Raw genomic sequence first — 15,000 nt, forward strand, 5'->3', positions numbered from 1 at the left:
CCGGGCACGGCAGGATCGGCGGCGTGACCAGACCTCAGTACGGCAGCAGGGGCGGACGGCGGAGCGGGGAGGCGCCCCCCGTCGGTCGGCGCCGCGGCTCCCGGCCCGGTCCGCCGGGGCCTCCGGGCCGCCCGGGCCCGCCCGGCCGGCCCGACCGCGGGGGAGTGGCGGGATGATCTGGGGATCCGGCGGCCCGGTGCGGGTACCGGACGGAATGTTCGGGCCGAGGTCGGGGCCGGGCTCGGGCTCGGGGCCCGGAGGCCGCCGGGGCCGGTTGTCGGTGGTCGCTGAGAAGATCGTCCGCATGAACGACGCGAACACCGACAGCCCCGCCGTGACCTGGACCGCCGACCTGCCCACCACGGTCGGACTGGTCCGCACCCTGCACGACCTCGACGACTGCTGGACGCTCGCGGACGTCGAGCGACTGGTCGCGGCCAGGCCGGACTGGAAGATCCGCCGCGCGTTCACCGACCTCCTGGTCGTCGGCCTGCAGGCCGAACTCCGCTGGCCGGCCGGGGCCGAGCTGTTCCTCGGCACCACCGTGCCGAAGGCCGACAGCTACCGACGGGCCTGGGTCCCGCTGCTGCAGTTCCGGCTGCCGACCCCCGAGGAGGAGCGGCGCGGCGCGCTGAGCGCGCTCTCCGGGGCACTGCGCGAGGTCGGCGAGCCGACGGCCGTCCCGACCGCCGCCGACGGGTTCGGGCTGCGCTGGCGGTCCGCCGGCCGGACCATGCTGCTCCAGGCCAACGACCGCCGGGCGTGGATCGCGATCCAGCCGCACGTCCGGGAGGTCCGGCACGTCAGCCCCGAACTCCCGGTCGCGGTGGCCGCGTTCGTCCCGCTGCTGCACGACGCCCCCGGCGGGCACCTCGCGGTCGAGGACGTCCGCCGGGCCGTCGAGGAACTCCCCGGGGCGAAGGCCGAGTTCGGTGAGAGCTGGGTCGACGTCCGGCTCTCCGACCCGGACTTCGCGCCCTCCTTCGCCCAGCGTGCGTCCGTCCTGCGCGACGCCCCCGCAGGCACCTTCGACGTGCTGGACCTGCACCGCTTCGACCTGGGGCCGACGACCATGGAGCACCGGCGGGAGGTGTTCGGCGAGATCTTCGGCGCGGTCCGCGCCGTCCTCGGCGAGCCGACCCTCTTCGGTGGCGGACCGGACGGACCGGACGTCCGCTGGCGCGAGGCCGGGGAGGACGGCCGGCTGCTGCGACTGCGCTGCGAGGGGCGCCGGATCCGGCTGGAGACCGAGGCGGCCGCGGCCTTCGAGGAGGGCGAGCGCTCCACCTTCGAGTGGGGCGGTCCGGGTGGTGCCGACGAGTCCGGCGACTTCGCGATGCTGCCGTACAGCTGGCAGCTCCACCTGCCGCACCAGGCCCCCGGCGGCACCGCCGACCATCTGCCGGGCGGGCGGCTCGCCCTGTCGGTGCCGCAGCTGCGGGAGGGTCTCGAGTGCCTGTTCGCCGCCTGGATCGAGCAGCTTCCGGTGCAGCGCCCGGGCGAGAAGGCCATGTTCACGATAGCCGCCCCGCAGATCAGTGGCGGGCTCTCCGTCACGTACAGCACGGTCAAGGGCGTCCTGCTGCGGGTCGGCCCGCGCCCCGGTGACCAGGCCGGGGTGACGGCGGCGATGACGGCCGACGGCTGGGAGCCGTCGGGGCGGCGCTTCAAGGCCGAGTGGCGCACGCCCACCGAGGAGACCGCCGGGGAGGCCGCCGCGCTGATCGCCGCCGAGCTGACCGCCCGCGGCATCAGCGGCGACTCCGGCTTCGGCCTCGGCCCCGGCTCCGTCACCGCCCGCCGTCCGGGCATCGGCCTCTCGCCCCAGCTGGCGGCCCACGGGTTCCTCCGCGTCACGGGCCTGGGCCTGGAGACCTCCTGAGCCGGGGTCGGCCGGGGTCGGCCGGGATCCGCGGGACAGGCCCTAAGGTGTCTACCGTGCCGGACACCGCGTTGCTCGTCGTCGACCTGCAGATCGCCCTGCTCCTGGGAGCCCATGACACCGAGGCCTGCCTCGACCGGGTCGCCGAACTGGCCGGGCGGGCCCGGGCGGCCGGGGTCCCGGTGGTCTATCTGCGGCAGCGGGTCGACCATCCCGACGTTCCGGCCGAGGCGCTGGAGATCCACCCGACGGTGGCCCCGCAGCCGGGCGACACCGTGCTGGCGAAGGACAGCGCCGACTCCTTCCTCGGCACCGAGCTCGACGCGGTCCTGCGCCGGCAGGGCGTCCGCCAGGTGGTCGTCACCGGCCTCGCCACCGAGTACTGCGTCGACTCCACCTGCCGCAGCGCGCTCTCGCACGGCTACGACCTGCTGCTCGTCGCCGACGGCCACACCACCCCGACCCGCCCCGCCGACAGCCCGCTGCCCGCCGCGGCCCAGGTGATCGTCCACCACAACGCGCTCTTCGCGACGATCATCTACGCGGGCCGCACCGTCCGGGTGCTCCCGGCGGCCGAGGTGGACTTCGCCTGACCGGCCCGGGCCGGGCACCCGTGCTCCACGGGTGCCCGGCCCGGGCCCGGTGGATCAGGAGTGCGCGAGGCAGTGCTTGAGCTCGTCGAGCGGGTAGAACCAGCTCCCCTTGGCGACCGGGCGGCAGGAGGACTTGAACGCCGTCTCCTTCTCGTTGTAGAGCATGCGCACCAGGTAGGTGGCCGGGCGGCCGTCGGCGGGGGTGTCGGCGAACAGGTCCCACTGGATGTTCGCGCCCATCGGCGCGACCTCGGCGCCGCGCCACGGGTTGTTCCGGTAGGTGTACGGCTCGTCCGGGTCGGCCTGCTCGGTGCTCCCGGGGAGGCCCAGCAGCACGGCCAGCGGTTCGATCTCCTCGGCGTGGGTGAACCGCAGCACCGCGCCGTTGCCGCTGGTGCCGGCCGCCCTGGCCCCGGCCTGCGCCAGCAGGTCGTCCAGGAGGACGCCGGCCATCCGGTAGGTGATGGTGCGTCCGGCGAAGGCCGGGCCCGACTGGTAGAACTCCTCGGCGTCGTCCAGGTAGGCCAGCCACCGGGCGTCGTCCTGGGCCAGGAACGGCGTCAGGTCGACGCCCGGCGCCTCCACGCTCAGGTCCGGCGCCGCGCTGTAGAGCGCGTGCAGGGAACGGGCGAAGGCGACCTGCTCCTCGGTGGACAGCGCCTCGGCGAAGCCCGCGCGGAACAGTCGCCCGACCGCGTGCCGGGCCGCCCGGGCGGTGCGCGGCTCGTGCTCGACACCGGAGAGGACGGCGGCGAGGTCCGGGTCGCTCGCCAGGTACGCCTGGTAGTCCGCGTTCTGCGGCTGCTTGTGGAAGTACAGCAGGTTCTTGTCGGTGACGGGGGCCTTGATCGAGCCCGCCAGCGCCGGGACCCCGGCCGTCAGGCCCGCGGTGAAGGCACCGGCGCTCGCCACCGTGCGGGCCACGCCCGAGGTCTCCACCACGACGGGCCGCCCGTCGGCCGCGATCGACCGGAACAGCGACGGCAGCCGCTGCTCCATCCGCAGCGCCGTCTGCCGCTGCTCGTCGGCGCCGCGGGCGGAGAGGTTGCCGAAGCCGAGCGTGGAGACCGCCGTCAGCAGCGTCCGCACCTGCGGGGCCAGCCGGGCGCCGAGGTCGGTGAGGGCGCCCTGCTCCTGGGCCCGGCCGAGCAGGGCGAGCACCGCTTCGCCGTCCTCGCCGTCGGACATGGCGCGCGAGCCGTGCCGGGCCACGTTCTCGGTGAAGACCGGGGCGAAGCCCTTCGGCGCCTTCTGGTAGTGCCCGGGCCGGCCCTGCGGCTCGTACGGGGCCTTGGTGCCGTAGAGGTCGCGGTCGACGCGCGAGGCGCCGGACCGGTCGTGCGCGGCGGCGGTGCCCGCGGTGAACAGCACTCCGGCGGCCAGGGAGGCGGTCATGGAGACGGCCACGGCGACGGACAGGGGGGCGGTGCGCTTCACGGCGACCCTTCGGGTGGATGCGGACTGCCGGCCGGCAGCCTCGGACTGCCGCACGGTGCCACGCGCGGGGGAAGGCCGGTCGACGCCCCGTCAGGGTTCCGGTGAAGGAGGCCTGAACGCCGGACGGTCCGGTCGGCGCCCGCGGTGCGGCGACGGCGCCGCCGGAGGGTGCCGCCGATCCTCGGATTCGCCCTCGCGGGCGTCGCGTTGATGGGATCATGTCGCTCCCGAACCAGTCCGCAGCACCCGAGGGGACCGCCGATGAAGCCGCTGTCCGCCACCGACCCGCGCGAGGTCGGACCGTACCGCCTGCTCGCCCGCCTGGGCGGCGGCGGAATGGGGCGGGTCTTCCTCGGCCGCTCGCCGGGAGGGCTGACCGTCGCGGTGAAGCTGGTCCGCCCCGAACTGGCCGAGGACGCGCGGTTCCGGCGGCGGTTCGCCCAGGAGATCGAGGCCGCCCGGCGCGTCGGCGGGTTCTACACCGCCCAGGTGGTGGACGCCGACGCCGCAGCCGACCCGCCGTGGATGGTCACCTCCTACATCCCGGGCCCCTCGCTGGGGGAGGTGGTGGCCCGGCACGGCCCGCTGCCCGTCGCGACGGTCGCCGTGCTCGGCGCCGGACTGGCGGAGGGGCTGGCCGCGATCCACGCCTGCTCCCTGGTGCACCGGGACCTCAAGCCCGGCAACGTCGTCCTCGCCGAGGACGGCCCGCGCGTGATCGACTTCGGGATCGCCCGCGCCCTGGACGCCACCTCCGGCCTCACCGGCACCACCGTGATCGGCACCCCGGGGTTCATGTCCCCCGAGCAGATCCTCCGGAACCCGGCCACCCCGGCGAGCGACGTGTTCAGCCTGGGCGCGGTGCTCGCCCACGCGGCCACCGGCCGCCCGCCGTTCGGCGAGGGGCCGACCGAGGCCGTCGTGTACCACGTCGTCCACGAGGAACCCGACCTCGACGGCCTGCCGCCGGTCCTCGCGCCGCTGGTCCGGTCCTGCCTGGCCAAGGACCCGAAGCAGCGGCCCGGCGTCGCCGAGGTGCTGACGCGCTGCGCCGGTCAGGCCCACTCGGCCAGCGTCTGGCTGCCGCCGGACGTGACCGCGATGATCGCCGACCAGGTCCGCCGGACCTCCGAGCTGACCACCGCCGTGATTCCCGTCCTGCCGACGCTGGTCGAGCCGCCGCCCGCGGAGGAACCGCCCGTCCTCCCGCCGGTCCTGCCCCCGGTCGCGGCGCCGGCCCTGCCTCCGGTCGCGGCCCGGGTGGGCGAGCTGAAGGCCGGCTACGCGACGGTCGTCCTGCCCTGGATACCCGGCGAGACCGGCGGGATGAGACGCACCACCGTCGTCCGCTGGCTCAAGCAGGTCGGCGACGCCGTGGAGAAGGACGAGCCGCTGCTGGAGGTCGCCTCGGGCCGGGGCGACCTCGTGGTCACCGCCCCGCACGGCGGCCTGCTCTACGCCGTCCACCGCCGGGCCGGGGAGACCGTCCGTACCGGCGCGGTGATCGCCGGCATCGGCTCCCCGGCGGCCACCCTCCCGAGGCCGCGGGCGGTCCGCATCGCGCTGGCCGCGCTGCGTCGCACCTCGGCCGCGCTGGGGGTGCTGCTCGTGCTGGGGCTGATCGCGGGCGCGGTCGCCGTGTTCAGCCCGCTGTTCGAGGACGAGGCCGCCGCGGCCGGGCCCGGCGACTGCGTCGGCAAGGAGATCCTGAAGCGGGGCGGGGAGCTCGACACCGAACATCCGAAGTGGCTCACCGCGCCCTGCGGCCTGCTGTCGGTCCGCGCTCCCGTGCGGGACGAGAAGGGCGACCAGTACTTCACCGTGCTGGCCCGGCTGGAGGCGCCCGTGACGACGACCTGCGAGCAGGCCGTCCCCGACTGGGCCACCGGCACCGGGAAGCTCGCCCAGGACTTCGGTGCCGTGGTCCTCTGCCTGCGCGAGCGCTGACGCCGGGCGAGCGCTGACGCCGGGCGAGTACCGGGACCGGGCGAGTACCGGGGCCGGTCGAACGCCGGGGCCGGTCGAACGCCGGAGCCGGGTCGAGCAGCGGAGCCGGGAGGAGCGCCGACGCCCGGGAAGCGCCGGGGCCGGGCGGCGTCCTACGGTGAAGGGGTCCGACCCCGTCCCGGCGGCGGCCTCCCGCGCCGGGGTGGCACACCCCACGCGGACACGGGAGCGAGGTGCGATGCGCCGATCGCCGGAGCGCGCGGAGCGGCTGCGGCGGGCACGCCCCGCCCCGGCGGTGGTGCACCGCGCCGTCCGGGTCACCGCCGCGGCCTGCGCCGGGTTCTACACCTTCCGCTACGGCCTGGACCGCCCGGCCTCGGCCACCTACGCGCTGTTCGCGGCCGTCGCGCTCGGGGTGCTGGCCCGGGTCGAGGGCTCCGCGCGGACCCGGGCCCGGACGATCCTGTGGACGCTCCCGGCTGCCTGGGCGCTGGTCTGCCTCGGCACCGTCCTGGCCGTGCACTCCTGGGCTGCCGCCCTGGGCATGGTGGGCGTCGGCTTCGCGGTGTCCTACGGCTCCGTCGGCGGCCCCCGGATGGTGGGACTGGCCAACGGCCTCCAACTCCTCTACATCCTTCCGTGCTTCCCGCCCTACAGCCCCGACACCCTGCCGCAGCGGCTGCTCGGCGTGACGGCCGGGCTGCTGCTGCTCGCCGCCGCCGAACTGCTGCTGTGGCCGGAGCCGGCGCCGCCGGACTACCGGGGCCGGCTGTCGCGTGCCGCCCTCGCCCTGGCCGAGCTCGCGGACCTCGCCGCCGACGCCTGCGCGGGCCGGGCGACGGCCCCCGGCGCCGTCACCTCGGCCGCCGACCGGGCCCGCGCCCGCATGGACGAGCTGCGGTTCAGCCGGGTCCCCGTGATGGAGCGCCCCGCCGGGGCCGGAGCCGTGGACCGCGCCCTCACCCACTGCGCGGCCGCCCTCCGCTACACCGGCCCGCAGGTGCTGCGGATCCTCCGCCTGGCCCGGCCCTACCCGGGCGCGGCCCGGCTGACCGCCGTCACCGCGCAGGCCCTGCGCGCGGCCGCCGCCGGGCTGCCCCGGGCGGGCCCGGCCCCGGACACGGGCGTCCTCGACCGCGAGCTCGCCGACTTCGACACCGCCCGCGCCGCCCTGCCCGGGCCCGATCGCACGGATCGCACGGATCCCACGGATCCCACGGATCCCGCCGGGCGCGTCCGCCCGGCGCTCGGCACCGCCGCCCTGGACTCCGCCGAGGGCGCCCGCTTCGTCGTCCGGGCGGTGCGGGTCGGCCGGCACGCGGCGCTGCCGCCCGACGAGACGCCCGCCGACCAGCGGCCCGGCCCGTTCTGGTACGCCTACGACCCCGCCCCGCTGCTGTGGTGGCGCCGGTTCCGTGCCAACCTCACCCCGCGCTCGGTCGCCTTCCGCAACGCCCTGCGCACCGCGGGAGCCCTCGGCGCGGCCCGGCTGCTGGCCGGCGGCCTCGACCTGTCGCACGGCTTCTGGGTGCTGCTCGCCACGCTCACCCTGATGCGCACCAGCGCCGCCGACACCCGGACGACCCTGCGCCCCGCGCTGGTCGGGACGGCCCTCGGTGCCGCCGCGACCGCCGCGGTGCTGCTGGCGGTGGGGGAGCACCCGCTGGTCTACGCCCTCGCGCTGCCGCCGGTGATGCTGATCGCCTTCACCGCCGGACCTGCGCTCGGGCCGGCCTGGGGCCAGGGACTGTTCACCCTGGTGGTCGCCCTCGTCTTCACCCAGCTGGCGCCCGCGAGCTGGCGGCTGGCGGAGGCCCGGGTGGTCAACGTCGCCGCCGGGGCGGCGATCGGGCTCCTCGCCGGACTCTGCGCCTGGCCGCGCGGCGGTGCCCAGGACCTGCGCCGCCGAACCGCCGGGCTGCTGGAGGACAGCGCGGACGCGGTGCGCGAGACGGTCGCGGTGCTGACCGGCACCGGCCACCCGGGCGGTGCGCTGCGCCGGGCCCGCAACTCCACCCTGCTGACCGAGGCGATGTACGCCCAGTACCGCTGCGAACGGCACGACCCGGCCGGGGACGGGCCCAACTGGCAGGCGGCCGTCCTGGCCGGCCAGCACGCCGTCCGGGGCGCCGAACCGCTGCTGGCCCGGATCCCGCCCGGGACGGCCGCGCCCCACCGGGGCGGGGCGCGGGCGCTGCTGGGCCACGCGGACCAGGTCGCGGCGGCGTTCCGCCGTCAGGCGGCGGCCCTGCGCGCCCGTGAGCCGGCGGGCGCCGCGCACCCGGCCGTCGCCCGGGCCCGCGCCGCCCTGGTGGCCGAACTCGACGGTCCGCCGCCCGCGCCGGGCACCGACGGACGGGTGCCGCTGCACGCGGTGGACGTGGCGGTGTGGCTCGCGGGGCTGCTCGACGACCTCCAACAGATCCACGAGCCCGGCTGAGTCCGGCCGGGCGCGGTTCTGCGCATCCGGCCCGAGTGCCTTCGGCCGGTTCGTTTCGGAAGGGTTGGCCGGGGCCCGACGGGCGGAAGATGTGCCCGGGGTCGGACCTGTGCGAACGAGTCATTCCGATCAGCCGGTCCGATGGTCAAGGAAGAACAAAGTTCAGAGGCCGTCGAAATACTCTCGAAATAGAACAGAAATATGATCTACTCGCCCGCGTTCGGTTCTGTCCGATGAAATGACCGACTCTCCCGCCCGCTGGGACACCGTCGGGCACGGGCTCTCCGCCGGGAGTGCGCCGGGAGCCGCCGGGCCGGGTCCGGGGCCGGCGCCCGGGCGGCCGCCGATCCGATCGTGTCCGCAGCGCCGCAGGCCGGAGCCCGGTCGACGAGCCTCCCTCCGGCCGGGCACAGCCGTCGCAGGGGGAGCGTTCGCACACCCAGCACGGCGGTCGCGCGCCCGGGAACGGTGACCGAAGGCGTCGGGTGGCGCGCGGCGGCGCGCCCGCCGCCGGAAATGCGACCGAGCGCGAGCCGGGTGCACCGCACCCGATGTCCGGTCCGAACGTGCGCCGTTGCGGAGAATTCGAAGCGGCTCCACTATTCGGAGGGCCGCATCGCCATACCGGATTCCGGCGGTCGGGGTCGCATCCCACCAGCACGAAACCGAACGACCGGATCGCGATTCCTCCGGGCCGGCCCGGCCTCCGCACTCCCCCCGCCCCTACGCCACCGGGGCGCCACGCCGCACCACGGTCCCGTCCGGCCGCGCCGCACACCGCTGCCGTCGGACGGCCGGGTCCCACCGCGTTCGCTCACCAGCGCTCCCGCCGTTCCGGCGGCACGTCGTGCCCCGCCCCGCTCCGTCCCGCTCCGGCCCCGCCACGAGGAGGGTTCCGTTGGACAACCGCTACGAGGCCTACGCCTACGCCGACCCGCTCTTCTACGACTCGCCCCGGCGCTGGGGAGCGCAGGAGGAGTTCGCCGCCGTCACCCGGCCGCTGCCCGAGGGCTGGGAGCGCGGGGACCTGGAGATGTGGGCCGTGGTGCGTCCGGCGGGCGTGCGGATCCCGGACCAGGGCTGGAAGATCCACGTCTCCGCCTGCCTCGGGACCGCGGAGGAGGCGCTGGAGACCGTCCACGCCTTCTGCCTGCGGGAACGCGTCACCTTCAAGTTCCTGCGCGGACTGCCCATCCTCCAGGTGCAGAACTCCAAGTACGCGCCCCGCGGCTCCAGCGGGAAGTTCTGCACCCTGTACCCGGTCGACGACGCCGAGCTGCAGCGCTGTCTCGACGGACTCGGCCCGCTGCTGGCCGGCCACCGGGGCGCGTACATCCTGAGCGACCTGCGCTGGAAGGACGGGCCCCTGTACCTGAGGTACGGAGGCTTCGCCGAACGCTACTGCCGCAACGACGCCGGGGAGCTCGTCCTCGCCCTGGCCGGACCGGACGGCCGGCTGGTGCCGGACGTGCGCGGGGCCGCGTTCTCGGTGCCGCCCTGGGCACCGGTGCCGGAGTGCATCGCCGAGGCGGTCGCGGAACGCGCGGCACCGCAGGACACCGGACTCCCGTACACCGTCGAGCGGGTCCTGCACTTCTCCAACGCCGGTGGTGTCTACCTGGCCCGCGACGGGAAGGACGGGACGCAGCTGGTGCTCAAGGAGGCCCGTCCGTTCGCCGGGCTGGACCAGCGCGGCGTCGACGCGGTGACCAGGCTGCGCAACGAGCACGCCGTCCTGGTGCGGCTGGCCGGGGTCCCCGGAGTCCCCCGGGAGCACGGGCTGCTGACGGCCTGGGAGCACGAGTTCCTGGTCCAGGAGTACGTCGCCGGGCAGTCCCTCAGCGAGTGGCTGACGGCCCGCTACCCGCTGATCCACCCCGATGCCGACGAGGAGGCCGTCGCCCGGTACACCCGTGACGCCCTGGCCGTCGTCGACCAGGTGGAACGGGCGGTGGCCGGGATCCACGAGCGGGGCGTCGTCTTCGGGGACCTCCACCCTCGCAACCTGATCATCCGGCCGGACGGCGAGCTGAGCCTGATCGACTTCGAACTCGCCAGCACCGTCGACGACTTCCTGCGCCCCGCGCTGGGCGCCGCCGGCTTCACCGCCCCGCCCGGCCACACCGGGACCGGCGTGGACCGCTACGCGCTGGCGGCGCTGCGGCTCTGGCTCTTCTACCCGCTGGTTCAGCTCACCGCCCTCGACGCGGACAAGGCCGGACAGCTCGCGGACGCCGTCGAACGCCGCTTCCCGGTGCCGCCCGGTTACACCGACGACGTCCGCCGCCTGCTCGGCCGTACCCCCGGTGACGGGCGTACGCCCCGCCCGGAACTCGCGGAGGGCCGCGCCGAGGCCGACGCGCTGCTGGAGGCGCCGGTCGCCGACTGGCCGGCGATCCGGGACTCGCTCGCCGCCGGGATCGCCGCGGCCGCCACCCCCGAACGCTCCGACCGCCTGTTCCCGGGCGACGTCGCCCAGTTCACCCAGGGCGGGCTGGGCTTGGCGCACGGCGCGGCCGGGGTGCTCTACGCCCTGCACAGCACCGGGGCCGAGGTGGACCCCGCGCACGTGCGGTGGCTGGCCGAGGCCGCCCTCGGCCGCCGGACGTCGCCCGGCCTCTACCACGGCGGCCACGGCGTCGCGTACGTCCTGGACCTGCTGGGGGAGCGCGAACGGGCGCTGGAACTGCTGCACCGGCTGGACGGGCACGCCGCCGACGGCGATTCGGCGCCGGCGCCGACGCTGGCCTCCGGCGGGCCCGGGACCGCGCTCGCCCTGCTGCACTTCGCCCGCTCCACCGGAGACGAACGGCTGCTGGAGCAGGCCCTGAACGCGGCCGGAGCCGCCGCGACCACCTGGGAGAAGCACGGCGGCGGCGCGGCCGGACTGCTGGCCGGCTCCTCGGGGGCCGCGCTCGCGCTGGTCCGGCTGTACGAGCACACCGGTGACCGCACCCTGCTGGACCGCGCCGAGGCCCTGCTCGAACTCGACCTCGCCCGTTGTGTCGAGGTGAGCGACGGCACCCTCCAGGTGGTCGACCGGCGTCGCGTCCTGCCCTACATCGAGACCGGCAGCGCCGGGATCGGGCTGGCCCTGGACGCCCTGCTCCGCCACCGGCCCGCCGCCGCGTCGGCCGAACGGCAGGCGCTGATCCGCCGGGCCGCCGAGCCGGAGTTCGTGATCCAGTCGGGCCTCTTCAACGGCCGGGCCGGACTCATCGGCTACCTGGCCCTGACCGGCGGGCGCGCCGACGAGGGCCGGGCGGACCGGGACGGCGCCGGGCTGCTCGACCGGCACCGGAGGCTGCTGACGCTCCACCAGGTGCCCTACCTGGGCCGCCTGGCCTTCCCCGGCGATCAGCTGCTGCGGCTGTCGACGGACCTCGCGACCGGATCGGCCGGTGTGCTGCTGGCCCTGGGCACGGCGTTCGCGGGGACCCCGTTCCTCCCGTTCACCGACCCGGCCGCCACCGCGGCACCGGCCACCACCGCACCGCGGACGGCCACCGCACCGCCGGCCCCGCCCCACTGACCGCACCCCCCGCCGAAGGGCCCGTCGGCCCACCGGCACCCCGAGCGCGCCGCCGCGCGAGCGCGCCACCACAGACTCCCGGCCGACCGGCCGGGCGAACCACCGCGAAGTGAAGGAGACCATCATGGCGATCCTCGACCTCCAGACCCTGGAGCTGCCCGAGACCGAGGCGGCCCCGATCGACGACACCCTCGCCAGCACCAGCTCGCTGAGCGTCCTGAACTGCGGCACCAGCACGGTCAGCACGCTCATCTGTCTCTGACCCACCCGGCCGCCCGACGGGTGGCCCTGTGGTCCGAGCGGCCAGGCCGGGCGGGTGGTCGACCGACCACCCGCCCGGCCCCCGGGCCGCGGCGTCCGACGCCGCGGCCCTCTCGCTTCCCCCCTCCCGCCTCTGCCCCCTCCCGCCTCTGCCCCCACCCGCCGATCCGCCCAGCAGAGAGAGGTGCCCCGTGGCCGCCCAGCTCGCCGACACCGTCGCCGCCCGGCCCGCCGACACCGACACCGCCGCCGCCCCCGCGCCGTCGCAGGTCCGGCTGCGCCGTGAACTCGCCGTCCAGCCGGTCCGCCTCGCCACCGCCCTGCTCCTCGCGGTGGTGGCCACCGTCGCGGCCCTCGCGCTCCCGCTGCTGGTCCGCCGGATCGTCGGGGACTTCTCCGCCCACCGCTCCCTCACCCCCGGACTGCTGCTGATGGCGGTCGCCGCCGTCGGCGGGGCGGCCGCCCAGGCCCTCTCCGGCTTCCAGCTCGCCCAGGTCGGCGAAGGCATGACCTACCGGCTGCGCACGAGGGTGATGGCCCACGCCCTGCGGCTGCCGCTGCCGGTGGTACGGGCCCGGGGAACGGGCGAGCTCGCCGCCCGGGTCACCTCCGACGCCCAACTGCTCGGCCAGGTCGTCGAAGTGGCGATGCAGCTCCCGCTGGCCGCCTTCGGGGTACTGGCGACCCTGGCGGTGATGGTGTGGATCGACTGGGTGCTCACCGCCGTCACCGTCACCGCGCTGGCCGCCCTGACCGGCCTGGTCCTGCTGATCATGCGCCGGATGCGGGCCAATGTCACCGGCCAGCAGGAGGCGGTGGGCCGGATCGCCCAGCGCTTCACCGCCGACCTGGAGGCCCTCACCACCATCAAGGCCTGCCGGGCCGAAGCCGTGGCCGACCGGGTGCTGGAGCAGGACGCCGAGCGGCTGCGCGTCGTGTCGCTGACCGGGGCCCGGCTGGGCGCCCTGGTGCCGGCGGCGCTCACCCTCGGCAACCAGTTCGCCATGATCGCGGTGATCCTCACCGGTGGCGCGCGCATGGCGGCCGGGCACCTGGCGGTCGCCGAGTTCGCCGCCTTCCTGCTCTACCTGCTCCAGACCGTCCCCTCGGTGAACACCCTCGCCACCGGCTTCGGCCGGCTCCAGGCCGGACTCGCCGCCCGGGACCGCTGCAACGAACTGCTCGCCCTGCCCCGGGAGGCGGACCCCGACGACGAGGCCCGCCCCACCCCCACCCCGGTGCCCGACGCGCCGGCCGTGGTCTTCCGCGGCGTCTCCTACTCCCACGCCGGCACCGGGCGGCCCGCCCTGGACTCCGCCTCCTTCAGCATCCCGCGCACCGGACTCACCGCCGTCGTCGGCCCCTCGGGCGCGGGCAAGAGCACCGCGCTCTCCCTCGTCGGCCGCTTCGTCCGGCCCGGCGCCGGCTCGGTCAGCATCCTCGGCCACGACATCCGCACCTGGCCGCTGGGCTCCCTGCGGGCCCGGATGGCCTACGTCGACCAGGAGTTCACCCTCCTGGAGGCCAGCGCCCGGGACAACCTCCAACTCGGCCGCACCGGCACCGCCGGAGACGGCGAACTCGCCCGGGCGCTGGCCACCGTCGGCCTCGCCCAGGACGTCGACCGCCTCCCGCACGGCCTGGACACCGTCCTGGGCCGCGAGTTCGACCTGTCCGGCGGCCAGCGCCAGCGGATGGCGCTGGCCCGCGCCCTCCTCACCGGCGCCGACATCGTCCTCCTCGACGAGCCCACCAGCCAGCTCGACGGCCTCAACGAGCTGCGCTTCCGCGAGATCGTCGACCAACTCGCCCGGCACAGCGCCGTCGTGGTCGTCGCCCACCGGCTCTCCACGGTCCAGCACGCCGATCACGTGATCATGATGAGCCGCGGCACCGTCGTCGACGCCGCCGACCACCCCACCCTCCTCGCCCGCTGCGCCCCCTACCGCGAACTCGTCGCCGCCCAGACCGGCGGCCAGGTGTCGGTCTCCTCGGACTGACGCAGGGAATCCGCCCGCGAACCGTCCGGACGATTGCCGGAACATCCGGCGTCTGTCATGATCACGATCCGTGATGAACCGTCGTACTCTGATAGCCGCGCTCGCCGCCGCCCCCGCCCTCGCCGCCGTCGGCGGCACCCTGGCCGCTGCCCCGGCCCACGCCGCGGACGCCTACGCCTCCAACACGGCCCTCTACGCGGACCCGGCGCTCACCGAGGGCGTGGACTTCGGCCGCCGTTCCCGTCGGCACCTGGTCGACGACCAGAACCCGGCGGCGCGCGCCGGAATCGTCCGCACCACCGTCATCGCCCCGCACGGCGGCGGCATCGAGGGCGGCACCTCCGAGCTGTGCCTGGCCGTCGCCGGCTACCACCCGGCCGACCTCACGCCCACCCCGGCGGCCGGACCGGTGCACGACTTCTGGATGTTCGAGGGCCTGCGTTCCTCCGGGAACAGCGCCCTGCACGTCACCTCCACCCACTGCGACGACACCGTCGCCCGCGCGATGTGCGCCGGCAGCCTCAACGTGCTCTCGCTGCACGGCTGCACCGCCGCCCAGGCCGGCCTGGAGACCGGCGCCGCGGCCGTGCTGGTCGGCGGCCTGAACCCCACCTTCCGCCAGTACCTGATGGAGCAGTTCGCGGCGGCGGGCATCCGCGCGGTGACGGCCTCGGGGGAGGAGGAGATCGCCGGGATCTCCCCGGAGAACATCTGCAACCGCAGCCTGCTCGGCATGGGCGCCCAGCTGGAGACGACCACCGAGCTGCGCGCCGCGATGTTCGCCCCGGGCCGGAACACCAGGACCGAGCGCGCCGCCAACACCCTGCCGCTGTTCTGGACCTTCACCAACGCCGTCCGGACCGCCGTCCAGCGCCTGGAGGCCACCCAGCCGGTGCTCTGACCCGGAT

9 protein-coding genes are annotated in these 15,000 nt (G+C 75.9%); 8 read left to right on the forward strand and 1 reads right to left on the reverse strand.

The window, feature by feature from the left end; genetic code table 11:
• Window positions 1-304 precede the first annotated feature (304 nt).
• Window positions 305-1,882: a hypothetical protein gene (locus ACW14Y_RS38850; protein WP_456985160.1), complete on the forward strand. Its 1,578-nt coding sequence runs from the start codon at window positions 305-307 to the stop codon at window positions 1,880-1,882.
• Window positions 1,883-1,938: 56 nt separating this feature from the next.
• Entirely contained in the window at window positions 1,939-2,475 is a 537-nt protein-coding gene (locus ACW14Y_RS38855) for an isochorismatase family protein (protein ID WP_380299668.1), read from the forward strand.
• Window positions 2,476-2,529: 54 nt separating this feature from the next.
• Here ACW14Y_RS38855 and ACW14Y_RS38860 read toward each other — a convergent pair whose 3' ends face one another.
• On the reverse strand, window positions 2,530-3,912 hold the full coding sequence (locus ACW14Y_RS38860) for a histidine-type phosphatase (RefSeq protein WP_456985161.1): 1,383 nt from the start codon (window positions 3,910-3,912) through the stop codon (window positions 2,530-2,532).
• Between the two features lie 261 nt (window positions 3,913-4,173).
• Between ACW14Y_RS38860 and ACW14Y_RS38865 the strand changes: the two genes are divergently transcribed.
• From ACW14Y_RS38865 to ACW14Y_RS38890, 6 genes are all read left to right on the forward strand, one after another.
• Window positions 4,174-5,859 (forward strand): protein kinase domain-containing protein, encoded by a 1,686-nt coding sequence (locus tag ACW14Y_RS38865; protein WP_456985162.1) that lies wholly within the window; start codon window positions 4,174-4,176, stop codon window positions 5,857-5,859.
• Window positions 5,860-6,097: 238 nt separating this feature from the next.
• Window positions 6,098-8,299: an FUSC family protein gene (locus tag ACW14Y_RS38870; protein WP_456985163.1), complete on the forward strand. Its 2,202-nt coding sequence runs from the start codon at window positions 6,098-6,100 to the stop codon at window positions 8,297-8,299.
• An 898-nt stretch (window positions 8,300-9,197) separates the two neighbouring features.
• Window positions 9,198-11,831, forward strand: coding sequence for a class III lanthionine synthetase LanKC (gene lanKC / locus ACW14Y_RS38875; protein WP_456985164.1), 2,634 nt, complete (start codon window positions 9,198-9,200; stop codon window positions 11,829-11,831).
• A gap of 124 nt (window positions 11,832-11,955) precedes the next feature.
• Window positions 11,956-12,093 carry a SapB/AmfS family lanthipeptide gene (locus tag ACW14Y_RS38880; RefSeq protein ID WP_094745592.1) on the forward strand — a complete coding sequence of 46 codons (138 nt, stop codon included), beginning with the start codon at window positions 11,956-11,958 and terminating at the stop codon, window positions 12,091-12,093.
• A 190-nt stretch (window positions 12,094-12,283) separates the two neighbouring features.
• A complete protein-coding gene (locus ACW14Y_RS38885) occupies window positions 12,284-14,092 on the forward strand; it encodes an ABC transporter ATP-binding protein (protein WP_456985165.1) in 1,809 nt (602 codons plus the stop codon).
• Between the two features lie 73 nt (window positions 14,093-14,165).
• Entirely contained in the window at window positions 14,166-14,993 is an 828-nt protein-coding gene (locus ACW14Y_RS38890) for a poly-gamma-glutamate hydrolase family protein (RefSeq protein WP_380299658.1), read from the forward strand.
• Window positions 14,994-15,000: the final 7 nt, after the last annotated feature.

It is taken from the genome of Kitasatospora sp. cg17-2, from assembly GCF_054031055.1.

Bases quoted from the DNA above. Each gene is read 5' to 3' on its own strand.
- ACW14Y_RS38850 (WP_456985160.1), top strand. From the start codon at position 305: ATGAACGACGCGAACACCGACAGCCCCGCCGTGACCTGGACCGCCGAC.
- ACW14Y_RS38865 (WP_456985162.1), top strand. From the start codon at position 4,174: ATGAAGCCGCTGTCCGCCACCGACCCGCGCGAGGTCGGACCGTACCGC.
- ACW14Y_RS38870 (WP_456985163.1), top strand. From the start codon at position 6,098: ATGCGCCGATCGCCGGAGCGCGCGGAGCGGCTGCGGCGGGCACGCCCC.
- ACW14Y_RS38880 (WP_094745592.1), top strand. From the start codon at position 11,956: ATGGCGATCCTCGACCTCCAGACCCTGGAGCTGCCCGAGACCGAGGCG.
- ACW14Y_RS38890 (WP_380299658.1), top strand. From the start codon at position 14,166: ATGAACCGTCGTACTCTGATAGCCGCGCTCGCCGCCGCCCCCGCCCTC.